At 70.5% G+C, this 22,514-nt stretch carries 22 protein-coding genes and 3 tRNA genes; 22 read left to right on the top strand and 3 right to left on the bottom strand.

Annotation, left to right across the window (positions count from 1 at the left end):
• Positions 1-462 precede the first annotated feature (462 nt).
• From ACTWPP_RS31645 to ACTWPP_RS31665, 5 genes are all read left to right on the top strand, one after another.
• Positions 463-990, top strand: a complete 528-nt coding sequence (locus tag ACTWPP_RS31645) for a (2Fe-2S)-binding protein (RefSeq protein WP_443108052.1) — start codon at positions 463-465, stop codon at positions 988-990.
• A gap of 73 nt (positions 991-1,063) precedes the next feature.
• Positions 1,064-2,119 carry a 3-isopropylmalate dehydrogenase gene (locus ACTWPP_RS31650; protein WP_443108053.1) on the top strand — a complete coding sequence of 352 codons (1,056 nt, stop codon included), beginning with the start codon at positions 1,064-1,066 and terminating at the stop codon, positions 2,117-2,119.
• 174 nt (positions 2,120-2,293) lie between these two features.
• Positions 2,294-3,397 (top strand): branched-chain amino acid aminotransferase, encoded by a 1,104-nt coding sequence (locus tag ACTWPP_RS31655; protein ID WP_443108054.1) that lies wholly within the window; start codon positions 2,294-2,296, stop codon positions 3,395-3,397.
• A gap of 247 nt (positions 3,398-3,644) precedes the next feature.
• Positions 3,645-5,222, top strand: a complete 1,578-nt coding sequence (gene cimA, locus ACTWPP_RS31660) for a citramalate synthase (RefSeq protein WP_443108055.1) — start codon at positions 3,645-3,647, stop codon at positions 5,220-5,222.
• A 38-nt stretch (positions 5,223-5,260) separates the two neighbouring features.
• Positions 5,261-5,542, top strand: a complete 282-nt coding sequence (locus tag ACTWPP_RS31665) for a GNAT family N-acetyltransferase (RefSeq protein ID WP_443108056.1) — start codon at positions 5,261-5,263, stop codon at positions 5,540-5,542.
• A gap of 2 nt (positions 5,543-5,544) precedes the next feature.
• Here ACTWPP_RS31665 and ACTWPP_RS31670 read toward each other — a convergent pair whose 3' ends face one another.
• Positions 5,545-6,861: a Crp/Fnr family transcriptional regulator gene (locus ACTWPP_RS31670; protein ID WP_443108057.1), complete on the bottom strand. Its 1,317-nt coding sequence runs from the start codon at positions 6,859-6,861 to the stop codon at positions 5,545-5,547.
• 351 nt (positions 6,862-7,212) lie between these two features.
• On the opposite strand from ACTWPP_RS31670, the gene ACTWPP_RS31675 reads away from it, so the two are divergent.
• Positions 7,213-7,503: a hypothetical protein gene (locus ACTWPP_RS31675; RefSeq protein WP_443108058.1), complete on the top strand. Its 291-nt coding sequence runs from the start codon at positions 7,213-7,215 to the stop codon at positions 7,501-7,503.
• A 32-nt stretch (positions 7,504-7,535) separates the two neighbouring features.
• Here the strand turns inward: ACTWPP_RS31675 and ACTWPP_RS31680 are convergent, their stop codons facing one another.
• Together ACTWPP_RS31680 and ACTWPP_RS31685 are read right to left on the bottom strand one after the other, a co-directional pair.
• Positions 7,536-8,153, bottom strand: coding sequence for a GNAT family N-acetyltransferase (locus ACTWPP_RS31680; RefSeq protein WP_443108059.1), 618 nt, complete (start codon positions 8,151-8,153; stop codon positions 7,536-7,538).
• Between the two features lie 136 nt (positions 8,154-8,289).
• Entirely contained in the window at positions 8,290-9,177 is an 888-nt protein-coding gene (locus ACTWPP_RS31685) for a GntR family transcriptional regulator (RefSeq protein ID WP_443108060.1), read from the bottom strand.
• 252 nt (positions 9,178-9,429) lie between these two features.
• Between ACTWPP_RS31685 and ACTWPP_RS31690 the strand changes: the two genes are divergently transcribed.
• The 16 genes from ACTWPP_RS31690 (at position 9,430) to yjfF (ending at position 22,463) form a co-directional block, all read left to right on the top strand.
• Positions 9,430-9,636 carry a hypothetical protein gene (locus ACTWPP_RS31690; RefSeq protein ID WP_443108061.1) on the top strand — a complete coding sequence of 69 codons (207 nt, stop codon included), beginning with the start codon at positions 9,430-9,432 and terminating at the stop codon, positions 9,634-9,636.
• Between the two features lie 46 nt (positions 9,637-9,682).
• Positions 9,683-10,087 (top strand): hypothetical protein, encoded by a 405-nt coding sequence (locus ACTWPP_RS31695; protein ID WP_443108062.1) that lies wholly within the window; start codon positions 9,683-9,685, stop codon positions 10,085-10,087.
• Between the two features lie 201 nt (positions 10,088-10,288).
• Positions 10,289-10,696, top strand: a complete 408-nt coding sequence (locus tag ACTWPP_RS31700) for a DUF6292 family protein (RefSeq protein WP_443108063.1) — start codon at positions 10,289-10,291, stop codon at positions 10,694-10,696.
• Between the two features lie 182 nt (positions 10,697-10,878).
• Positions 10,879-11,250 (top strand): SEL1-like repeat protein, encoded by a 372-nt coding sequence (locus ACTWPP_RS31705; RefSeq protein WP_443108064.1) that lies wholly within the window; start codon positions 10,879-10,881, stop codon positions 11,248-11,250.
• A 90-nt stretch (positions 11,251-11,340) separates the two neighbouring features.
• Entirely contained in the window at positions 11,341-12,789 is a 1,449-nt protein-coding gene (locus ACTWPP_RS31710; RefSeq protein WP_443108065.1) for a cellulose binding domain-containing protein, read from the top strand.
• 22 nt (positions 12,790-12,811) lie between these two features.
• On the top strand, positions 12,812-13,579 hold the full coding sequence (locus tag ACTWPP_RS31715) for a fumarylacetoacetate hydrolase family protein (RefSeq protein ID WP_443108066.1): 768 nt from the start codon (positions 12,812-12,814) through the stop codon (positions 13,577-13,579).
• Between the two features lie 9 nt (positions 13,580-13,588).
• Positions 13,589-14,215, top strand: coding sequence for a DUF2461 domain-containing protein (locus tag ACTWPP_RS31720; RefSeq protein ID WP_443108067.1), 627 nt, complete (start codon positions 13,589-13,591; stop codon positions 14,213-14,215).
• Positions 14,216-14,313: 98 nt separating this feature from the next.
• Positions 14,314-14,385: transfer RNA gene (locus ACTWPP_RS31725), tRNA-Gln, on the top strand.
• Between the two features lie 26 nt (positions 14,386-14,411).
• A tRNA-Glu gene (locus ACTWPP_RS31730) sits at positions 14,412-14,484 on the top strand.
• A 382-nt stretch (positions 14,485-14,866) separates the two neighbouring features.
• Positions 14,867-14,939: transfer RNA gene (locus tag ACTWPP_RS31735), tRNA-Glu, on the top strand.
• A gap of 487 nt (positions 14,940-15,426) precedes the next feature.
• Complete coding sequence (locus ACTWPP_RS31740) at positions 15,427-16,458, top strand: NAD(P)-dependent alcohol dehydrogenase (protein ID WP_443108068.1); 1,032 nt, start codon at positions 15,427-15,429, stop codon at positions 16,456-16,458.
• Between the two features lie 194 nt (positions 16,459-16,652).
• A complete protein-coding gene (locus ACTWPP_RS31745) occupies positions 16,653-17,708 on the top strand; it encodes a LacI family DNA-binding transcriptional regulator (protein WP_443108069.1) in 1,056 nt (351 codons plus the stop codon).
• Between the two features lie 86 nt (positions 17,709-17,794).
• Positions 17,795-18,775, top strand: coding sequence for an ABC transporter substrate-binding protein (locus ACTWPP_RS31750; protein ID WP_443108070.1), 981 nt, complete (start codon positions 17,795-17,797; stop codon positions 18,773-18,775).
• 102 nt (positions 18,776-18,877) lie between these two features.
• Complete coding sequence (locus tag ACTWPP_RS31755; RefSeq protein WP_443108071.1) at positions 18,878-20,383, top strand: sugar ABC transporter ATP-binding protein; 1,506 nt, start codon at positions 18,878-18,880, stop codon at positions 20,381-20,383.
• Positions 20,380-21,456 carry an ABC transporter permease gene (locus tag ACTWPP_RS31760; protein WP_443108072.1) on the top strand — a complete coding sequence of 359 codons (1,077 nt, stop codon included), beginning with the start codon at positions 20,380-20,382 and terminating at the stop codon, positions 21,454-21,456. Before ACTWPP_RS31755 ends, ACTWPP_RS31760 begins: the two co-directional genes overlap by 4 nt.
• Positions 21,453-22,463 carry a galactofuranose ABC transporter, permease protein YjfF gene (gene yjfF, locus ACTWPP_RS31765; protein ID WP_443108073.1) on the top strand — a complete coding sequence of 337 codons (1,011 nt, stop codon included), beginning with the start codon at positions 21,453-21,455 and terminating at the stop codon, positions 22,461-22,463. Before ACTWPP_RS31760 ends, yjfF begins: the two co-directional genes overlap by 4 nt.
• Positions 22,464-22,514 lie beyond the last annotated feature (51 nt).

Raw genomic sequence — 22,514 nt, forward strand, 5'->3', positions numbered from 1 at the left:
CGGCCCCTCTGGCCACCAGCCCAGCGATCGGAGCAGACCATCATGAACGACACCTGGAACAACGCGCCCGCCGACGACGACGCCCAGGAAGAGGCGGCTCGCGCTCTGCAGACCGCCCTGGACAGGCGTGCTGATTAGTCAACCGCGATCACCCCATGCGCACCGACACCGGCCACCGCCGCACTCGGAGGTCTTCTCATTGATCAATCACCAGCCGCGGCGTGTCACCAACCCGGTGGCCGAGTACATCTAGCGCCCGACGCCACGGGCGCTGCAATGAACACCGCGCGTCCGTGTCCGTGGGCCTGCACACTGGGCATTATGGCGCTTGAAGCCCGTCCGGCCGAGGTTGTGAAGGTCGTTGAAGACGTTGCTCGGCTCGGGCCTTACTTCGAGATCGTTACCGGGGCGGGCGCGGCTTGGCGGCCCTTTCCCGAGGTGGACGGGGGTCGGCTTCTCGCTGTGACGGAGGAGTACCGCGAGCGGCTGGGGACGGATGAGCGGCGGGTCGCCGCGTCCATTCTGTTTCAGGGGCTCGCTTCGCGGGTGTGGTCGCCGGTCGTGGCGGCGGCGGGGCGCGGGGTCGTGCCCGACCTGTCGGGGCTGCGATGGCGGTGGGCGCCGGGGGAGCCTGTCGCCCTGGGGCTCGGTGAGCCGCGGGGGTGGCGCGTCGAGGACGCCGCGGAGGCCGCCGGCCTCATCCATCCCATGGTCGTGGAGGGGCAGCTCAGGCCGCTGGCCGAAGCGATGCTGACGTTCGTCAACCTGGCGGACGGGCTGCTGTGGGGCAACGCGGCCTCCGCACTCGCCGGAGGCCTGAACGTCGGGCCGCCCGGCGGTGCCCGCGCCGCCATCGTCCGGGAACTGCTCGCACGTGAGCCCCTGGCCGGCGCGGGGGACTTCGGCCGGGACGGGTTCGTCCGGCACAATTGCTGCCTGTACTACCGCGTCCCGGGCGGCGGCATGTGCGGTGACTGCGGCCTGCGATGACCGGGCCGAGACATGCGTCCCGGTATATGAGATGAAAGCCCAAGCACTGAGACGTTTGCAGTAGAGTGCGCGCATGGCTTCCCGCAGCATTCGTCTGGCCGTCATCCCGGGGGACGGGATCGGCCCAGAGGTGGTCGCCGAGGGACTGAAGGTCCTCGAGGCGGTCGCTCCGTCCGGTGACCTCGCGTTCGAGCAGACCTCCTACGACCTCGGCGCCGCCCGCTGGCACCGGACGGGGGAGACGCTGCCCGACCCGGTGCTGGACGAGCTGCGCGAGCAGGAGGTCATCCTGCTGGGCGCCGTCGGCGACCCGGGTGTGCCGAGCGGTGTCCTGGAGCGCGGGCTGCTGCTGCGGGCCCGGTTCGAGCTGGACCACTACGTCAACCTGCGTCCGGTGAAGCTGTTCCCGGGGGTCGAGACTCCGCTGGCGGGCGTGACGACCGACGACATCGACATGGTCGTCGTCCGGGAGGGCACCGAGGGCCCCTACACCGGGGTCGGGGGCGTGCTGCGCAAGGGCACCCCGCACGAGGTCGCCACGCAGGAGAGCGTCAACACCGCCTTCGGGGTCGAGCGGGTCGTCCGGTACGCCTTCGAGGTGGCCGCGTCCCGGCCCCGCAAGAAGCTGACGCTCGTCCACAAGGACAACGTCCTCACGTTCGCGGGCGACCTGTACCAGCGCGTCCTCAAGCGGGTCGCCGAGGAGTACCCGCAGGTCACCACCGACTACTGCCATGTCGACGCGGCCACGATGTTCTTCGTGAACCAGCCGCAGCGATTCGATGTGATCGTCACCGACAACCTGTTCGGCGACATCATCACCGACATCGGTGCCGCGATCGCCGGCGGCATCGGGCTCGCCGCGTCCGGCAACGTCAACCCCGGACGGACCGCGCCGTCGATGTTCGAGCCGGTGCACGGCAGCGCCCCCGACATCGCGGGGCAGGGCAAGGCCGACCCGACCGCGACGATCCTTTCCGTCGCCATGCTCCTCGACCACGTCGGCGCGGGCGGCGCCGCCCGCCGCGTCGAGCAGGCCGTCTCCGACGATCTGGCCGAGCGCGCCGCCCTCGGCGTCAGGTCCACCGCCCAGATCGGCGACGCGATCGCCAAGCGAGTATCCGGCTAGGGGCACGTCTCTCTGGCCAGGACAGGGAACTCCGGGCGTGCCCTCGCGGCGCGCCCGGTTTTCCGTATGCGCCGTGTGTTTGGGAGTGGGTCTAGACGAAGTATGACAATAGGGACTAAGGAAGCCGAAGCGGCGATGGGGCCGCCCCGGCGATCCGCGAGAGGACGAACCGCGATGAGCAGCAACCTGGACTTCGAGATCAAGCGCAACGAGCGGCCCGCGACCGCCGCCGAACGCGAACGCGTCCTGGCCGATCCCGGCTTCGGGCGCCATTTCACCGACCATATGGTCACGATCCGCTACTCGGCGGACCGGGGCTGGCACGACGCGCGACTCGAACCGTACGGGCCGATCCCGATGGACCCGGCCAGCCAGGTGTTCCACTACGCGCAGGAGCTCTTCGAGGGCCTCAAGGCCTACAAGCAGCCGGACGGGTCGATCGTCACGTTCAGGCCGTACATGAACGCGGCCCGGATGAACCGCTCCGCCCACCGGATGGCGATGCCGGAGATCCCCGAGCGGCTGTTCGTCGAGGCGGTCGAGCTGCTCGTCCGCACCGACAGGGACTGGGTGCCCGACGCCGAGGGGCACAGCCTCTACCTGCGGCCGTTCATGTTCGCGACCACCCGCGCGCTCGGGGTCAACAGCCCGGCGAACGAGTTCCTCTTCATGGTCATCGCGTCCCCGTCCGGCCTGTACTACCCGCGCGGGATCAAGCCCGTCTCGGTGTGGCTGTCGCAGGACTACACCCGCGCGGCCCCCGGCGGCACCGGCGAGGCCAAGTTCGGCGGCAACTACGCGGCCTCGTTCGCCGGGCAGGCCGAGGCCGTCGGGCAGGGCTGCGACCAGGTCGTCTGGCTCGACGCGGTGGAGCACCGCTGGGTCGAGGAGGTCGGCTCGATGAACCTCATGTTCGTCTACGGCTCCGGCGCGCGGGCGCGGCTGCTCACCCCCGCGCTCACCGGGACGCTCCTCGCCGGCGTCACCCGCGACTCCATGCTCAAGCTGGCCCCCGACCTCGGCGTCCCCGCCGAGGAGGGCAAGATCAGCATCGACGAGTGGGAGGCGGGCTGCCGGTCCGGCGAGATCACCGAGGTGTTCGGCTGCGGCACCGCCGCGATCATCAGCCCGGTCGGCCGCGTCAAGGGCGCCGACCGCGAGTGGACGATCGGGGACGGCGAGCCCGGCGAACTGTCGATGCGGCTGCGCCAGGAACTGGTCGGCATCCAGTACGGGACCCGCCCCGACCCCTACGGCTGGGTCCACGGAATCGTCTGATCACGGCGTTCGCGCAGCCCCGGCGCCATCCGCGCCGGGGCATTGGCGTCTCACCATCTGAGACGTACGGTACGAGCATGCGAACCGTGTGGCAGACTGGCCGACATCATGCGCCACAGCCTCGTGATTATCGGCTGGCGCGCCGGCAGCAGCTAACGGGACGACGCCGGCGCGCAGACCTCTCACGTCCGTGAGGGGTCTTTTTTGTGCCCTGGCGCTGATCGCCCATTCCTTGGGGGTTTCTCCGATGCAAGGTGACGCATTCCACGTCTACGACACCACCCTGCGCGACGGCTCGCAGCAGGAGGGGCTCAACCTCTCCGTGCCCGACAAGCTCGCCATCGCGCGGCACCTCGACGATCTGGGCGTCGGCTTCATCGAGGGCGGCTGGCCCGGCGCCAACCCCAAGGACACCGAGTTCTTCAGGCGCGCTCGAACAGAGCTCGACCTGAGGCACGCGCAGCTCACCGCGTTCGGCGCGACCCGCCGGGCCGGTGTGAAGGCCGCCGACGACCCGCAGGTGGCCGCGCTGCGCGAATCCGGCGCGTCCGTCGTGACCCTTGTCGCCAAGAGCCACGACAGGCATGTCGAGCTGGCCCTCCGCACCACCCTGGAGGAGAACCTCGCGATGATCCGCGACACGGTCTCCCACTTGCGTGCGGAGGGCCAACGAGTCTTCCTTGACGCCGAGCACTTCTTCGACGGCTACAAGGCCAACCGCGCCTACGCGCTGGAGGCCGTCCGCACCGCCGCCGAGGCCGGCGCGGACGTCGTCGCGCTCTGCGACACCAACGGCGGCATGCTGCCGGACGAGCTGGCCGACGTCGTCCACGAGGTCGTGTCCGCCGGTGTGCGGGTCGGCATCCACTGCCACGACGACTCGGGCTGCGCGGTGGCCAACTCCCTCGCCGCCGTCAAGGCCGGCGCCACCCACGTCCAGGGCTGCGCGAACGGGTACGGCGAGCGCAGCGGCAACGCCAACCTGTTCACGGTCGTCGGGAACCTCCAGCTCAAGCGCGGCATGAGCCTGGTGACCGACGCCCAGCTCGGCGAGATGACCCGCATCGCGCACGCCGTCTCGGAGGTCACCAACGTCGCGCCCAGTTCGCAGCAGCCGTACGTGGGCCTGTCGGCGTTCGCCCACAAGGCGGGCCTGCACGCCTCCGCCGTCAAGATCGACCCGGACCTTTACCAGCACATCGACCCGTCCGCCGTCGGCAACGACATGCGCATGCTGGTGTCCAGCATGGCCGGGCGCGCCTCGGTGGAGCTGAAGGGCCGCGAGCTGGGCTACGACCTGTCCGGTGAGAAGTCCAAGGCCGTCGTGGACAGGGTCAAGGAGCTGGAGTCCACCGGCTTCACCTTCGAGGCCGCGGACGCCTCGTTCGAGCTGCTGCTGCGGGAGGAGCTGACCGGCGTCCGGCAGCGGCACTTCGAGGTCGAGTCGTGGCGGTCGATCGTGGAGCGCCGTCCCGACGGGTCCATGGTCAGCGAGGCGACCGTCAAGCTGCACGCCAAGGGCGAGCGGATCATCGCGACCGGTGAGGGCAACGGCCCGGTCAACGCCCTCGACAACGCGCTGCGCGTCGCGCTCGGCCGCCTCTACCCGGAGCTGGCGCGGCTGGAGCTCGTCGACTACAAGGTCCGCATCCTCGAGGGCGCGCACGGCACCGACGCCCGGACGCGGGTGCTCATCGAGTCCAGCGACGGTGAACGCGAATGGGGCACGGTCGGCGTCGAGGACAACGTCATCGCCGCGTCCTGGCAGGCCCTGGAAGAGGCCGTCACCTACTGCCTGCTCCGCGCCGGGTACGACGCGGCCTGACCGGGAATGCGCGGCGCCCCGCGGGCATTATCGGGGGCATGAGCACTGAGATCACCGACAACGCCGAGCAGGGCCGCTACGAGATCAGGCTGGACGGCGACCTCGCCGGGTTCGTCGAGTACGAGCCGGGCGAGGGAACGGTCGCCCTCGTCCACACCGAGGTCGACCCCGCGTTCGGGGGCAAGGGCGTGGGCGGTTCGCTCGCCCGCGGCGTCCTGGACGACCTCCGGGCCAGGAACCTGTCCGCCGTCCCGGTGTGCCCGTTCATCAAGAGCTGGATCGAGAAGCACCCCGACTACCAGGATGTGGTGGCCGCCTGACCTCACACGGCCCTGAGGCGGGACTCTCCGCCTTCGAGCGTGAGCCACGCCGACAGCGACGTCTCCTTCACCCGGACCCGGACCCGCGCGTAGCGGCCGGGGTCGACGAACCCGGGCGCGGACGTGATCACCGTGTCGAAGACGAAGTCGGAGGCGACGAACGCCAGGTCGGCACCCGTCTCGGCGACGCGCTTCTTCACCGCGGGCGCGTCCACCATCCGCCGCGCCGTGATGATCGAGATGCCGGAAACGCCCTTCGACCCGCGCTGCACGGGTCCCACGTGCAGCGCGGCGCGCAGCCGCATCCGGGCGGCCTCGGCGGCGCGCCGGTTGTGGCGGCGCAGCGCCACGGCCAGGTGCGCGAGCATCGGGTCGATGACGGCCTCGGTCGGCGTCGTCGGCGGGACGACGATGAGGGCGCCGTCGCCGCGGTCCTCCTGGTAGAAGTCGGAGAGGACCAGGCCGGACGCGGCGAACGACTCGTCCAGCAGCCGGTACATGGTGTCCAGCACGTACCGGCGGTCGGCGTCGGTGCGCGACGGTGAGCTGAACCCGGTGATGTCGGTGATCAGCACCGTGCAGTTGCCTCCGGACCAGTCGGGCAGGACCCCCGGCGCGGGCTTCTCGGTCTGCCGTCGGTAGACCTGCTGTTCCAGGACGGCCCGCACGCGCGGGTTCGCGTCGAGGAACACCGCGAAGTCGCGGGCGTCGACCCGCAGGGCCTGGACGTCGCCCTCGGCGGTGACGGTGGCGGACCGGTCCTTGACCATCAGCGCCGCCCGTTCGCCGACCAGCTCGCCCGCGCCCCGGAACGCGATGATCCGCTGCTCGGGGCCGTCCTCGACCCACACCCGCGTCCAGCCGGACAGGATCACGATGACCTCGGCGGCGGGCCCGCCCTCGCGGCACAGCACCTCCTCCTTGCCGAACACGTGCGGGCGTGCCCGTGCGAGAAGCGCCTGCTGCTCGTCCGGCGTCAGCGCCCCCCAGAACGTCGACCCGTCGTACCGGACGTCCGGTACGCGCGCGGCCGGTTCGATTCCCGGCGCCGGGACGGCCGGCGGGGGCGGGGGCCCGGACGACTCCTGGAGCGTCCCGGCCCTCATGAACTGGACGAACGCGTTCGTCATCGTCACCGCGGGGAACGACAGGAACGTCAGGCCGCCGGTGATCACGGCGCCCGGCGAGCCGTCCAGCGCGTACCCCAGCAGCACGGCCAGGAGCGTCACGGGGGTCGTCACCTTCGCGTTCAGCAGGCCGGTGCCGCCGTGCGAGATCGTGCGCCTCCACAGCCGCGCCGCGGAACGGTCAGTGCTCACGGAGTCTTCCTTCCCCCGGGAAGGTGCGGCGATGTTCACGCCGCCTCCCGGCGGTCGTCGTGTCCCCAGTTCTCCCAACCATGAGAATACGCAGTCGTGCATATGAAGACCATACGTTCGCTGTATAAAACCCGGAGACTATTAGCTAACCTGATGGCAAGAGTCATGCGAACCAGGATCGCCTGAGGTTTCAGGCCAACACCCGGGGGAACTTCACACGTACACCCTGGACGTGGGGGGCATGGGTTTGCTGCCGGATGGCTGTATCATCGCCTGACCGGCGGGTATCCCACCCCTGGCGCCTGACGGCTGGTGGGCCGGGTTCCGCGCCCCGGATTGGAGAACGCGCTCATGACGAACTCTCGAGCAGCCGCCGACACCTCGGGCGGGAGCATGGACGCCGACGAACCCGCCCACCGCGCCGAGGCGGTCCCGCAGAGCGAGCGCGTGACGGTCAACCTGACCGGCAAGGCCGTCCAGGCCCTTCAGCGTCTCCAGGAGCTGACCGGCTACAACAAGACCGACTGCATCAACCGCGCACTGATCATCGCCTCCGAGGTCGAGGGCATGTCCCGCGAACCCGGCGCCGTCTACTGGCGCGAAACCCCCGAAAGCGACCTGATGCTCGTCCGCTTCGTCTGACCCGCGCCCGCGGAGACGGACGGCGGGGTCTCCTAGGGGCGGAGGCGTTCGGTTATGCGGGTTGCCGCCGCCGGCGGGACCAGGCTCAGCGGTTTCTCGAACAGGGCGCCTGATGGTGTGTTGTCGCTGGTGGTGCGGATGGCGACGTCCTTGAAACCCTGGCGGCGGTAGTAGGCGTGGAGTTCGGTGTTGTCGGTCCAGACGTCGATCCTGATCAGCTCGGCCTTCTGCTGCCGGGACGCTCCCTTGCGTCCCGCCCAGCCGATCAGTTCGGCTCCCAGGCCCTCGCCGGCGTACCGCCGGTCGATGACGAGGCGATGGAGGTAGACGGCCTCGGTCTCGCGCTCTCGCGCCGTCCAGAGTTCCTCGTGGCCGATCAGCCGGATGCTGACGGTGCCGATCGGCCGCTCCCCGTCGAACAGGAGCCACGTCTCCCGGTTCAGCAGAGCCTCGTAGACGCGTTTGCGGCGGTCGTCCGGACTGGGCCAAGGCCGGGCCCACTGCGTCGTGTTCTTCTCGGCCCGCAGCCATGCGGCCGCGTGATCGATGAGCCCGAGGACGTCGTCGAGTTCGTCCGGCCGGGCGATGCGGATGCGGTAACTGGTGCGGGGGGCCCGGCTGCGTCGGCGGGCCCTGGTCTCTGTGTCCACGTGCTCCTGACTCCGGGAAAAGCCGAGCCCCCGCCTCCTGGCCGGTGAGGGGAGTGCCTCGGGCTCCCGAACGGCCGGGAAGGGGGGCGTGTGTTGGATAGGTGCGAGACGGCCGCCGCGGTCGGGCGGCGGCGATCTATCCGCTTCCGGCGCCTTCGGCCGGCGGGGATTCGCGCGGAGCGTCCTCAGGGGGCCCCAGGCCCGGCGCCCTGAGGACGTCGTCGGGGACCTGCCCGTCGTTGTAGTGCAGCCGTGTGCGGTCGGCGGGCCAGACCGTCACGGTGAGCCGGAACGCCTTGCCGTCGGGGGAGTAGGCCGTCCGGACGGTTTCGAACACGACGTCGGCGGCGGACTCGCCCAGGCTGAAGAACCGCTTCTCGTTCTCGTCCGGGACGCGGGCCTTGATCTCGTCGTGGTAGCCGACCTCGCTGTAGCCGAGCGTCTCGCCCAGGTAGGCGACCGCGCCCTCGGGGATGTCGCGCGGGTAGAGCAGGCGGGACGCGCCGCCGGTGGCGAAGTCGAGCGGGTAGAACGAGGTCTGCAGGGCCCAGGGCCGGTCGTCGAGGAAGAGCTCCTGGTGGCGGGAGATGAACTCCGAGCCCGGATTGGTCTGCAGATACCGGGCGATGACCTTGGTGCCCTCCTGGACCTCCACCTTGACCGGCGACACCGTCACTTCACGGTTCGCGGGAATGAAGGCGTCGCGGTTGTACCACTCGCCCGAACCGCTGCCCGGCGCGAGACCCAGCTCGACCGCGGAGAGCGTGACGTGGACGATGTTCGGGCGGTGGACGACGAACGTCCCCTTGCCCTGCTCGGAGACGACGTATCCCTGCTGCGCCAGCCAGGACAAGGCGTCCCGGACCGTGTTGCGGGAGGCGCGGTAATGGGTCTCCAGCTCCTTCTCGGGGGGCAGGCGCCGCCGGCCGGCCGCGCCGTCCCCGGGGGACAGATCGCCCGATTCGATGCGGCGGAGCAGGTCATTGGCGATATCGCGCCAGCGGAGAGGCGTCGTGCGAGCCATCGGAATCCGCTCCTTCCCGGGCCTGTCCCGCCCGGTGGTGCACCTCGCCCGGACGAGGGACGTGCACCGAACCGGACTTCATGATCTCAACAAGTCGTTCCCGCCCAACGTGTTTGCAACCTATAAAAAGGGTAACACCTTGAGTGAGAGACTTGTAGGTACAAGTCAATCAGCGAAGAACTCGGACAACGGTAGCAGCAGGAACTTCTAGATGTAAGAGATACCGCGAACCAGTCGGAGGAGGGTTCAACCATGACCGCGACGGCTGTGTGGATCATCGTTCCCGTGATGCTGTTCCTGGTCCTGTCGCTCTACGTCGCCTGGATGGGCCGCCGCATGGGCGTCATCGATCTCCATAACTCGAAGGCCGCCTCAAGGGGTGCGCCCAGCCGCCCGGGGATGCTGGTCAACGTGTTCAGCCCAGCCGGCGAGCCGCACTCGGGCCGCCCTCGCACATGATCTCTGGTCGCCGCGGGGCAGGCCGCTGACCTAAGGAGAGTTCGAGGTGGAAGACAGTCGGACAGACCCGGTGCCGGGTGCGCCGTACCCGGTGGCCGGCATCGAAAGGCAGGCCGCGTGGGAGCGCGCCGCGTGGAACGAGCGGACCGCGTGGCAGCGGGCCGGATGGGAGGAGCCCGGTGAGGGGGCCCATCCTCTCGTGGTGCTGACGCCGGTGCCCGAGCACCGCGTGCGGCGGGAGCCTTGGCCCGGAGCCGTGCCCCTGGTCGCCGGCATCGCGATCCTGGTCGTCACGGCCGAGCTGGGACGCCGGGTGGGCGTGCCGGCGCCGCTGACGGCGGTCTGCTCGGCGGCGGGTTTCGCCGTGGTCGTCGCCCCCCGGCTGGTCTCCTCGGCGCCTCGTCCGCGGCCGCGGACCCGCCGGGACGCCGCCGCCTTCGCGCCGCACTGACGGTGCCCGCGGGGGCAAGGGCGCCCCCGCACCCGGCGCCGCCCGATCCCACGGACACCCGGGGGTCAGGAGACAGGAGGGAGGAATGTGGTGAACGGGGTAGTTTGTGCTGCCTTCTGCCAGATTTCTCCGTCCAGAAACGGGACATAACGGATCTTTTCCCTCATACTTCTAGGAGACGGAAGAGAGAGGGATGATCCAGTGACCGGCCGCATTCGCCCCCTGCCTCACCCGGACCCCTTCGTCGAGGCCACCCGCGGATACATCACCGGTGTCGGCGACGCGCTCCAGGCGCGCGGGGTGCCGCTCTCGAAGATATGGCTCGACCCGTCCCACCCCCGGGACGCCACCTTCGTCCTCGGGCTCCAGGCCCTCGTCTGGAACGAGTCCGAAGGGTTCGTCCTCGGTGATTTCGTCTCCGGTGAACCCGGAGTGCGGACGGTCCTGCGCGACCCGGTCCGGCTCGGGGAGGGCGTGCTGCCCGACCCGCGCGCCGTCCCGGCCCTGCTGGACGGTGCCGCCGCCGGGGCGCCGGCGGCCGCGACACGTCCCTTCACCGCCGGACACGACGGGTTCGAGGACCGGCTCGCCCGCTACACGGCCGGCTGAGACCGGTCGTTCACCCGAACGAGCGTCTTTCCGCCGGTATCGGTACGGCTACGCAGAAGTTTCGCCGAACATGGCGAAAGTGGTGGCGGATTGCGGGGAAAGCGTCCACCATGGGTTCGGCACGGCACACGTGACCCTTCCGCGTGCCGTCTCCCAGTAACCGAACCTACCGGAGTGATCGCATGCCTGTCCGACCCTGGAGCCCCGAGGACCTCGGGCGTCCGACGGACGGGACGTGGGCGGACGTGGCCTTCGGCTTGGGCGAGATGTACGAGGGCGAAGGCGACCTGGAACAGGCCGCGGACTGGTACCGGCGAGCCGCCGAATCCGGCCGCGCCGACGCGGCGCTGCGCCTCGGCGCCGTGCTGGGCCGGATGGCGGACGCGGGTTCCGCGGCCGACTCGGCCGAGGACCTGCTGGCCGAGGCCACCCGCTGGCTCAGCGGCGCCCAGGACGCCACCACCCCGGACGCCATCGAGCTCATCACCGACATGCTCAACCGGCAGCTGCGGCAGGCGGCCCGCCGCGGGCTGGAGCCGGCCCCCGCCGGCTGACCGCTTTGCGGCACCTCCCGGTTCGGCGTGAACCGAACCGCCTCGCCCGTCGTCGGACTCCATGAGATCGACGAAGTGGAAGGTGACGAGTTGAGCGGCGAGGAGCCCGGGTACGTTCCCCCGGACCACAAGACGACCGCCGAGTTCCGCGCCCCGGGCAAGGCCGCGGAGCCCGAACCCGCCATGCCGGGGCCCGAGAAGACCTTCGTCGACGAACCCGTGGACGACCTCTTCGACTCCGGCGCGACGCTCCAGGACGTCCCGGAGGACGGCCCGGACGTGACGTTCCGCGACGTTCCGGTGGACGACCCCGAGGACGAGCTGCCGCAGGACGACCCCGAAGCCGACCTGGACGTGACCTTCCAGGACCCGCCGCTGCGCGAGCCGGACGTGACCTTCCAGGACCCGGGCGGCGACCTCGACGACGAGGCCCCGATGACCCTCACCGACAGCCCGGCCGGCTCGCCGGAGGCGCCGGTCACCGCCGCCGACGTCCCCGTCCCGCGGACGCCTTCCGCCCCGCCGGAGGCGGCCGTGTTCGAGATGCCCGCGCCGGTGTACGGGCAGGCGTCCGTCCCCGAGCAGGCCACGGCGCCCGAGAACGCTCCGGCGGCGGAGCAGGCGATGCCTCACGAGAATGCGCCGGTCGCCGACCAGGACGTCCCCGCGCCCGCACCCGCCCCGCCCCCGGCGCCCGAGGAGGCGCCGTGGACGGAGCAGTTCGCCGCCGAGGGCGAATCGACGAACCCCGCCGGGGCCGGCCCGGCGTTCGCCTACGCGATGCCCGGGCCGCCGCCGCAGGGGACGGTGCCGCCGCCCGAGTCGCCCACCCCGGCGATGCCGGGCGCCGCGTCACCGTCCGGGGGAACGCCGCCGCCGATCGTGTCGGTCATGCCGTCCGGTCCGTCCGGCCCGTCCCGGTCGAGGCGCCCGCTTCTGCTGATCGCGCTGGTCGCCGGAGTGGTGCTCCTCGCGGGCGCCGGGGTCGTGGCGCTGCTGGTCGTCGGTGGCGGCGAGGAGGGTACGGCCGCGACGAGCCCGTCTCCGGCGGCGTCCGCCCCCGCGACCGAGGGCGGCGGACCGGCCCCGGCGGCGAGCGGGGCGCCCGGGGCCCCGCCGTCCGGCGGCCCGTCGGGCCGGCCGCCCGAGCAGCAGCCGGGGCAGCCGCCCGGTCAGCGGCCGGGGCAGCCGCCCGCGGCGGCGCCCACCGTGCCGATCGGGCCGGTGATGCAGGGCAAGGGAATCACCTACCAGCTCGTCCAGCAGGACGAGGGGTACTTCGAAGGCCGCATGATCATCACGAACCGCACCGACGAGCCCATGAAGACGTGGAAGCTGACGTTCAGCACCCCCGGCGCGGACGTGAAGAACATCTGGGGCGCGCGGCTCGTCAAGGGCGGCGAGAAGGCCGAGCTCGAGAACCTGAAGGGCGCCCCCGCGATCCCGCCGGGAGGCACGTGGGACGTCCAGTTCGGCGCGGCGGGCATCACGACCACCCCGAAGGAGTGCAAGCTCAACGGCAAGGCGTGCGGCTTCTGAACGGCGTACTAGGCTCTCGACCATGCGTATCGCCAGGTTCTCCACCGACGACGGCATGTCCTTCGGTGTGGTGGAGGAGAACACCGTCGCCGCCATCGCGGCCCATCCGTTCGGTGAGCTGACGTTCACCGGGCAGCGTCTCCCGCTCGCCGACGTCCGGCTGCTCGCGCCGATCCTGCCCAGCAAGGTCATCGCGATCGGCAAGAACTACGCCGCCCACGTCCGGAAGATGGGCGGCGACGAGCCGCCGGCCGAGCCGATCCTGTTCTCCAAGCCGTCCACCGCCGTGATCGGACCCGGGGAGGCGATCACGTACCCGCAGAAGCTGTCGGAGCGGGTCGACTTCGAAGGCGAACTGGCCGTCGTCATCGGCCGCATGTGCCGCGAGGTCCCCGCGTCCCGCGCCGCCGAGGTCATCCTCGGCTACACCTGCGCCAACGACGTCACGGCCCGCGACCTGCAGGCCAAGGACGGGCAGTGGACGCGCGCCAAGGGCTTCGACACGTTCTGCCCCATCGGCCCGTGGATCGAGACGGAGGCCGACCCCGCCGATCTGGCGATCTCCACCACCGTCAACGGGGAGGTCCGGCAGGACGCCCGCACGTCCCTGCTGCTGCACGGCGTCCCGGCCCTCGTCGAGTACGTCAGCCAGGTCATGACGCTGCTGCCCGGCGACGTCATCCTCACCGGCACCCCGGCCGGCGTCGGACCGCTGGAGATCGGGGACGAGGTGACCGTCACCATCGACGGCGTCGGCGGCCTGACCAACCGGGTCATCGCCCGCGACTGAGGGGGAGCCATGGCGTTCGGCGGCTTCACCGACGAGGCGTTCGAGTTCTACGAGGGCTTGCAGGCCGACAACAGCAAGTCGTACTGGACGGCCCACAAGGAGACGTACGAACGCCATGTGCGCGAACCGATGACCGAGCTGTGCGCCGAACTCGAAGAGGAGTTCGGCGCGGTCAAGCTCTTCCGCCCGTACCGCGACCTCAGGTTCAGCAAGGACAAGTCGCCCTACAAGACACACCAGGGCGGCCACACGAGCGAGGGCTTCTACCTCCAGATCGACGCGGACGGCCTGATGGCCGCCGGCGGCATGTACGCGCCCGCACCCGAGCAGCTCCGCCGCTACCGCGACGCCGTCGGCTCCGACACGTCCGGCAAGGAACTCCAGGCCATCGTGGACGATCTGCGCTCCGCCGGGATGGAGATCGCGGGAGAGCGGCTCAAGACCCGCCCCCGTGGCACGCCGCCCGACCATCCCCGCCTGGGACTCCTGCGGCACCGCTCGCTCTACGCCCACGAAGGGTGGCCGGCCGACCCGTGGATGCTGACCCCCGAGGTGGTGACGCGGGTCCGCGAGTCATGGCGCCGCCTGCGTCCCCTCGTCGACTGGGGGCGGCGTCACATGGGGCCGCCCGCTTGACCTCCCGCACCAATCGTTTTGGTCGAAGTCCCGTGGTCCTGTATTCTCATCGAGGCGCGAGCGACCAGCCGGAAACGGCACGGAAGCCCGTACCTCACTGGGGTATGGTGTAATCGGCAGCACGAGTGATTCTGGTTCACTTAGTCTAGGTTCGAGTCCTGGTACCCCAGCTGCGTCCACTCTTTCGTGGACACACGCCCCCGTCGTCTAGTGGCCTAGGACGCCGCCCTCTCAAGGCGGTAACGGCGGTTCGAATCCGCTCGGGGGTACGTAGCCCGGCCTGCTCGGTGGCCTTTGCCACCTTCGCCCTCCCGTGGTGTCTTCCAAGGGGCGACCCCCTGGAACCCCTGATGTTCGGGCTTCGCCCTCACGCCGGTTGAAGCGTACGCGCGGGACCCTCATCTGCATCGTCCAAGAACCGCACCAGACCAGGCATAGATGCGCGCCCGCATATGGGAGCGGCGGCCGCGCGGGACGTCCGTCTGCGACGTTCACATGCTGCATTGGTTCATTGGTTCATTGGTTCGGCGATCGGCCGGTGTCCCGCACGCGGGATCGGCGGTGGCCGGGGCGAAAACGGGTCGAGGCGGGGGGTGGTGTCCGGTAGGGTGGGTCAGGCCCGAGGGGGACATCGCTCGGGTGCACAGTCCGGCCCCCGTCGTCTAGTGGCCTAGGACGCCGCCCTCTCAAGGCGGTAACGGCGGTTCGAATCCGCTCGGGGGTACAGCGGCAAGCCGCAGATCAAGCGATCTGCGGCTTTTTCGTCCCGAACAGGCGACGATTTCCGGCTCAAGCGGGGAGCGCGACCGGCTCTCGCCGGACCGGTGGTCCTTCGTGGCAGTGGGCGCAGGTTTCCCGCCGCCGGTAGTAGTACGCCATGGCCGCCCCGGCGAGCAGCGGTCCCCAGAGGCTGAGCGGAACGAACACCACCAGGCCCAGGGCGTGAACCAGGTCAGGCGGATGAGCCCGTAGGGCAACGGCATGATCGCGGCGCTGATCGTCAGATGGGGCGTGACGCGGCACATCACCCGCGAGAGCGAGCGAGACCGGTCGCATGGGGGGAGGCCCGATGGGGCCGGGCGCCGGCCGTGTCGGGCCGGGTGGTGATGGTCAGGGGCGGCGGCCACGGGTATGCACGCGGGCAGGCGGCGGGTGCGATGGCGCCGCGCCGTGGGTCCGGCGTACGCGGTCTACCTCAAGGAGCGCTTCTCATGAGTTCGATGCGAGCCGTGCGGGTCGTCGGCTACCACGAGAACCTGCGGATGGACGACGTGCCCGTCCCCGAACCGGAAGGTCCGTTCGACGTGGTCGTGAAGATCGGCGGCGCCAGGGTGTGCCGGACCGACCTGCACATTCTCGAGGGGCAGTGGGCGGAGAAGTCCGGGGTGGAACTGCCGTACACGATCGGGCACGAGAACGCCGGATGGGTGCACGCCGTCGGCTCCGCGGTCACGAACGTCGCCGAGGGCGACAAGGTGATCGTGCACCCGCTGATCACCTGCGGGCTGTGCCGCGCCTGCCGGTCCGGGGACGACGTGCACTGCGAGAGCAGCCGGTTCCCCGGGATCGACGCCGACGGCGGGTACGCCGACTACCTCAGGACGTCCGCGCGCAGCGTGGTGAAGCTCGACGAGTCGCTGGAACCCGCCGACGTCGCGGCCTACGCGGACGCCGGCCTCACCGCCTACCACGCCGCGGCGAAGGCGGCGCGCCGGCTGACGCCTCGCGACCGGTGCGTGATCATCGGGTCCGGGGGCCTCGGACACATCGGCGTCCAGGTGCTCAAGGCGATCAGCGCGGCCCGGCTGATCGTGGTCGACCGCGACCCGGACGCGGTGAAGCTCGCGTCCTCGATCGGCGCCGACCACGGGATCGTCGCGGACGGCGAGCACGTCGGCAAGGTCCTCGACCTCACCGGCGGCGGCGCCGAAGTGGTCGTCGACTTCGTCGGCGAGGGCGGCACGACCGCCGAGGGCGTGCGCATGCTCCGCGAAGCGGGGGACTACCACGTGGTCGGGTACGGCGAGAACATCGACGTTCCCACGATCGACATCATCTCCGCCGAGATCAACATCATCGGGAACCTGGTCGGCTCCTACAACGACCTGTGCGACCTGATGGCCCTCGCGGCCCGCGGCGCGGTCACCCTGCACACCGAGAAGTACGCCCTGGACGACTTCCAGTCCGCCGTCGACGCCCTCGACGCCGGACGTGTCCGCGGCCGCGCCATCCTCACGCCCTGACCCTCGGCGGGGGTGTTAGCGCTATCGGAACACCTCGTCAATGCCTGCCCGTCGGCAAACCCTGATGACAGGTCAGGTCGGGCTGATTCCCTGTTCCATCGGCGATCCGACGCATGCTTCGGGTGCTTGGGTATTGACAGCGGAACGCGTTATCGCAAACATTCCTGCAAGCGTGTTCGGCACATGGAGGCACGATGGGCGAGTCGACGGGCCGGCGTCCGGCCGATCGGGGCCCGGCCGAGGGGCGCCGCGTCCTCATGGAGGACGTGGCCGCGCTGGCCGGCGTCTCGGCCATGACGGTGTCCCGCGTCCTCAACTCGCCCGGGAAGGTGCGCGCGTCCACCCGCGCCCGCGTGCTCGCCGCCGTCCGTGCGCTGGACTACCGGCCGAATGTGGCCGCGCGGGTCCTGGTGACGGGGCGGTCGGGCGTCCTGGGCGTCGTCAGCTTCGACACGACGCTGTACGGTCCGGCCTCCACGGTGTACGGCATCGAGCGGGCGGCGCGCGAACACGACTACCTGATCAGCATCGTCAGCCTGAGCGCGCTGAACCGCCGGTCGATCGGCGAGGGCGTGGACAGGCTGCGCGGTCAGGCGGTCGACGGCATCATCATCGTGGCGCCGCACATGTCGGCGGCCGAGGGGCTGCGCGACCTCCCCCCGGACCTGCCGATCGTGGTGGTCGGCGCGGCCGAGGAACTGCCGTTCCCGCTGGCCGCGGTCGATCAGCATGTCGGGGCGGTGCGGGCCACGCGTCATCTCCTCGACATGGGGCACGAGACGGTGTGGCATCTGTCCGGTCCGGCCGACTGGGTGGACGCGGGCGGCCGGGAGGCCGGCTGGCGTGCGGCCCTGGCGGCCGGGCGGTGCCGGGAACCCGCCTCGCTGGTGGGGGACTGGTCCGCCCGGTCCGGCTATGACCTGGGCAGGATGATCGCTCGTGACCCGTCCGTCACCGCGGTGTTCGCCGCGAACGACGCCATGGCCCTCGGCCTGCTGCGGGCGCTGCGCGAGGCGGACCGCCGGATACCGCAGGACGTCAGCGTCGTCGGCTTCGACAACGTCCCCGAGTCCCCGTACTTCTCTCCGCCCCTGACCACCGTCCGGCAGAACTTCGGCGAGGTCGGGCGGCACGCGTTCGCCCTGCTGATGGACCGAATCGGCCGTCCCGCCGCGGACGGCGCCCATGGCCGGCGCGTCGTCGGCCCCGAACTCATCGTCCGCGAAAGCACCGCGGCCCGCCGCGGCTGACCCCTGTCGTCCCCCACCGTCCCGCATCCCCTCGTCCGGAATGTTAGCGCTAACATCTCCGTCGTCCCTCAAAGGAGAAACCCCCGATGTTGCGAAGAATCCTCGCCGCGGCCGCGAGCACGGCGCTCGCCCTGACGGCCCTGACCGCCTGCGGCGACTCCGGCTCCGGTTCCGGTTCCGGCTCCGGCTCCGGCTCGATCACCCTGGGCTTCTCCCAGGTCGGCGCCGAGAGCGGCTGGCGGACGGCGAACACCAAGTCGATCAAGGAGGAGGCCAAGGCCGCCGGCATCGACCTCAAGTTCGCCGACGCCCAGCAGAAGCAGGAGAACCAGATCGCGGCGATCCGCTCCTTCATCAAGCAGAAGGTCGACGTCATCGCGTTCTCGCCGGTCGTCGTCACCGGCTGGGACGCGGTCCTCAAGGAGGCGAAGGCGGCCGGCATCCCGGTCGTGCTCACCGACCGCGCGGTGGACTCCGACCCGTCCATGTACGTGACGTTCCTCGGCTCGGACTTCGTCGAGGAGGGCAAGAAGGCCGGCCAGTGGCTGGTGGAGGACTCCAAGGACGCCGAGGGGCCGGTGAACATCGTCCAGCTCGAGGGCACGGTCGGCGCGGCGCCGGCGATCGACCGCAAGAAGGGCTTCGAGGAGGTCATCAAGGCCGACCCGAACCTCAAGGTGATCGCCTCCCAGTCCGGGGAGTTCACCCGCGCCAAGGGCAAGGAGGTCATGCAGGCCCTGCTGAAGGCCCACAAGGACATCGACGTGCTGTACGCGCACAACGACGACATGGGCCTCGGCGCGATCCAGGCGATCGAGGAGGCCGGGCTCAAGCCGGGCGAGGACATCAAGATCATCACGGTGGACGCCGTCAAGGACGGGATGCAGGCCCTCGCCGACGGCAAGATCAACTTCATCGTGGAGTGCAACCCGCTCCTCGGCGGACAGCTCATGGACATCGTCAAGAAGGTGAACGCCGACGAGCCCGTCGAACGGCGCATCATCACCGAGGAGACGGTCTTCGACCAGGCGGCCGCCAAGAAGGCCCTCCCGACCCGGAAGTACTGACCCCCGGGCTCCCGCCGCGTCCGCCGTCCGCCGCGGACGCGGCGGGAGCCGTCAGGGACGAAGCCGGGAAACCGACGAAGCGAGGAAGACAGGGAGGGAATCGTGGCTGAGCCCGTCCTGGAGGTCACCGGAATCTCCAAGCAATTCCCGGGGGTGCGTGCGCTCGACGACGTGGCCTTCCGGCTGTTCCCGGGCGAGATCCACGCCCTCATGGGCGAGAACGGCGCCGGGAAGTCCACGCTGATCAAGGTCCTCACCGGCGTCCACCAGGCGGACGGGGGCCGCATGACGCTGGACGGCCGGGAACGGCGGGTCCATGACCCGACGCACGCCCAGCGGCTCGGCATCAGCACCGTCTACCAGGAGGTCAACCTCTGCCCCAACCTGTCGGTGGCGGAGAACATCTTCATCGGCCGCGAGCCCCGGAGATTCGGCCGGATCGACTGGCCGCGGATCCGGCGCAGGTCCGCCGAACTGCTGGCCCGCCTCGACCTGGACGTCGATGTGGCCGCGCCGCTCGGCACGCAGTCCCTCGCCGTCCAGCAGCTGGTCGCGATCGTGCGGGCCGTCGACCTGGACGCCAAGGTGCTGATCCTGGACGAGCCGACGTCCAGCCTCGACCGCGGCGAGGTGGAGCGGCTGTTCGCGGTGATGCGGCGGCTGCGCGACGACGGCGTGGCGATCCTTTTCGTCTCGCATTTCCTCGACCAGATCTACGAGATCTGCGACCGGGTCACCGTCCTGCGCAACGGCGGGCTGGTCGGGGAGTACCCGATCGGCGAGCTCGGCCGGTTCGACCTGGTGTCCCGGATGACCGGCCAGGAACTGCACGACCTGGAGCAGCTCGAAGAGGCCGCGCCCGCCATCGCGCGCGGGAAGCGGCTCCTTGCCCTGGAGCGCGCCGGGCGGGCCGGCGCGATCACACCGGTCGATCTGGAGATCCACGAGGGGGAGGTCGTCGGCCTGGCCGGGCTGCTCGGGTCGGGACGCTCGGAACTGGCCCGGCTCGTGTTCGGCGCGGAGGCGGCCGACACCGGGCACGTCCGGGTGGGTGAGGAGATCGTCGCGCTGCGGACACCGCGCGCCGCGATCGACCGCGGCATCGCGTTCTGCCCGGAGGACCGCAAGGGCGACGGCCTGGTCATGGACCTGACCGTCGCGGAGAACATCGTCCTCGCCCTCCAGGCGGCCCGCGGCTGGACGAGGCCGATGCCGCCGAAACGCCGCGACGAGCTGGTCACCGAGTACATCGGGACGCTGCGGATCCAGCCGCCGTCCCCCGGCACGCCGGTCCGCAACCTCAGCGGCGGCAACCAGCAGAAGGTGCTGCTCGCGCGCTGGCTCATCACCCGGCCCCGGCTGCTGATCCTGGACGAGCCGACCCGCGGCATCGACGTCGGCGCCAAGACCGAGATCCAGAAGCTCGTCGTGTCCCTCGCCGACGACGGCATGGGCGTGCTGTTCATCTCCGCCGAGCTGGAGGAGGTGCTGCGGCTCTCGCACAAGGTGGAGGTGCTGCGGGACCGCACGCTCGTCGCCGAACTCGCCAACGACGGGTCGCTCACACCCGAGCGCCTCCTCGAGACGATCGCGAACGGAGCGTCATGAGCGCCCTGAACGTCATGAACACGGCGAAGCCGGCGCGCCTGACACGGCACCGGCTGTTCTGGCCGGTCGCGGTGCTCGTGCTGCTGTTGCTGGTCAACGCGGCCTTCACGCCGGACTTCCTCGCCATCAAGGTCCGGCAGGGGCACCTGTACGGCAGCCTCATCGACATCCTGCGGTTCGGCGCCCCGCTGATCATGGTGTCGCTCGGCATGACCATGGTCATCGCCACCGGCGGCATCGACCTGTCGGTGGGCTCGGTGGTGGCGATCAGCGGCGCGATGGCCTGCTACCTGATCAGCGAGGGGCACGGGCTGACCGCCGCGCTCACGCTGAGCCTGGCGCTGTGCCTGGCGCTCGGCCTGTGGAACGGGCTCCTGGTCACCCGGCTGAAGATCCAGCCGATCATCGCGACGCTCATCCTCATGGTCGGCGGACGCGGCATCGCCCAGCTGATCACCGGCGGGCAGATCATCACGATCGACCAGGACTCCGGCTTCTCCACGATCGGGGGCGGCCACGTGCTGGGGCTGCCCGTCGCGGTCCTCATCGTGGCGGCCGCCGTGGCGACCGCGGCCGTGCTCGCCCGCCGGACCGCGCTCGGGCTGCTCCTGGAGTCGGTCGGCGGCAACGCGGAGGCGTCCCGGCTCGTCGGCATCCGCGCGTCCGGGCTGATCGTGCTCGGCTACATGTTCTGCGGGATGTGCGCCGGGGTCGCCGGGTGGATGATCGCCTCGGACGTGTCCGCGGCCGACGGCAACAACGCCGGGCTGTGGATCGAGCTGGACGCGATCCTCGCGGTGGTGCTCGGCGGCACCGCCCTCACCGGGGGACGGTTCTCCATCGCGGGCACCGTCGTCGGCGCGCTCATCATCCAGACGCTGGACACCACGATCTACACCGCCGGGATCCCGCCGCGCACCACGCTGGTGTTCGAGGCCGTCGTCGTCACCATCGTGTGCCTGCTCCAGTCCCCGGCCTTCCGCGCGAAGGTCGCGCGCCGCCGTCCCCGCCGCCCCGTTCCACCGCCCACGGACCCGCCTCCCGCGGACAAGAAAGTGGAGGTCCCCGCATGACCACCGCGCTCGCCCTGCCCGCGGTACACCGCCGGCACGTCCCGGTCCTCGTCACGCTCGGCCTGTTCGTCCTGGCGTTCGTCACCGGGGCGCTGCGGTACGAGAATTTCGGCACCGCCCAGGTCTTCGCCGACCTGTTCATCGACAACGCGTTCCTCCTGGTCGTCGCCATCGGCATGACGTTCGTCATCCTGAGCGGCGGCATCGACCTGTCGGTCGGGTCGGTCGTCGCCCTGTCGGGCATGTTGTGCGCGGTCGGCACGTCCAGGCTCGGCGTGCCCGGCCCGCTGGTGATCGTGGTCGTCCTGCTCGTCGGGACGGTCTTCGGCGCCGCCATGGGGTACGTGATCCACGTCTTCGAGATCCAGCCCTTCATCGCCACGCTCGCCGGGATGTTCCTCGCCCGCGGCCTGTGCTTCACCATCAGCGAGAAGCAGATCTCCATCGAGAACGGCTTCTTCGACGCCGTCGCGCTCAACCGGATCACCGTGCCGGGCGGCGTCCGCGTCTCCGCCGGAGCCGTCATCGCCCTGGTCGTCTTCGCCGTGGCCGTGTACGTCCTGCATTGGACGCGGAACGGGCGCAACGTCTACGCGATCGGCGGGGGAGAGCAGTCCGCGCTGCTCATGGGGCTGCCCGTCGCCCGCACGAAGATCCAGGTGTACGCCATCAGCGGGTTCTGCTCGGCCCTCGGGGGCGTCCTGTTCGCCTTCTACACCCTGTCCGGCGACGGCCTGCACGCCGTCGGCATGGAACTCGACGCCATCGCCGCCGTCGTCATCGGCGGCACCGTACTGACCGGCGGCTCCGGATACGTGTTCGGCACGCTGCTGGGCGTCCTCGTCCTTGCCGTCATCAAGACCATGCTGACCTTCGAGGGCACGCTCAGCTCCTGGTGGACCCGCATCGCCATCAGCGTCCTCCTGTTCGCCTTCATCGCCTTGCAGCGCCTGGTCGGCACCCGGAGGAAGGCCCGCTCCTCCTCCGCGCACGAGCCGGCGGCCTGAACGCGTCGTGCGGCCGTCCCCGAGGAGGGCCGCACGGCGCCGGTCATTCAG

It is taken from the genome of Actinomadura sp. 3N407 (assembly GCF_052245875.1).
Classification (GTDB): Bacteria; Actinomycetota; Actinomycetes; order Streptosporangiales; family Streptosporangiaceae; genus Spirillospora.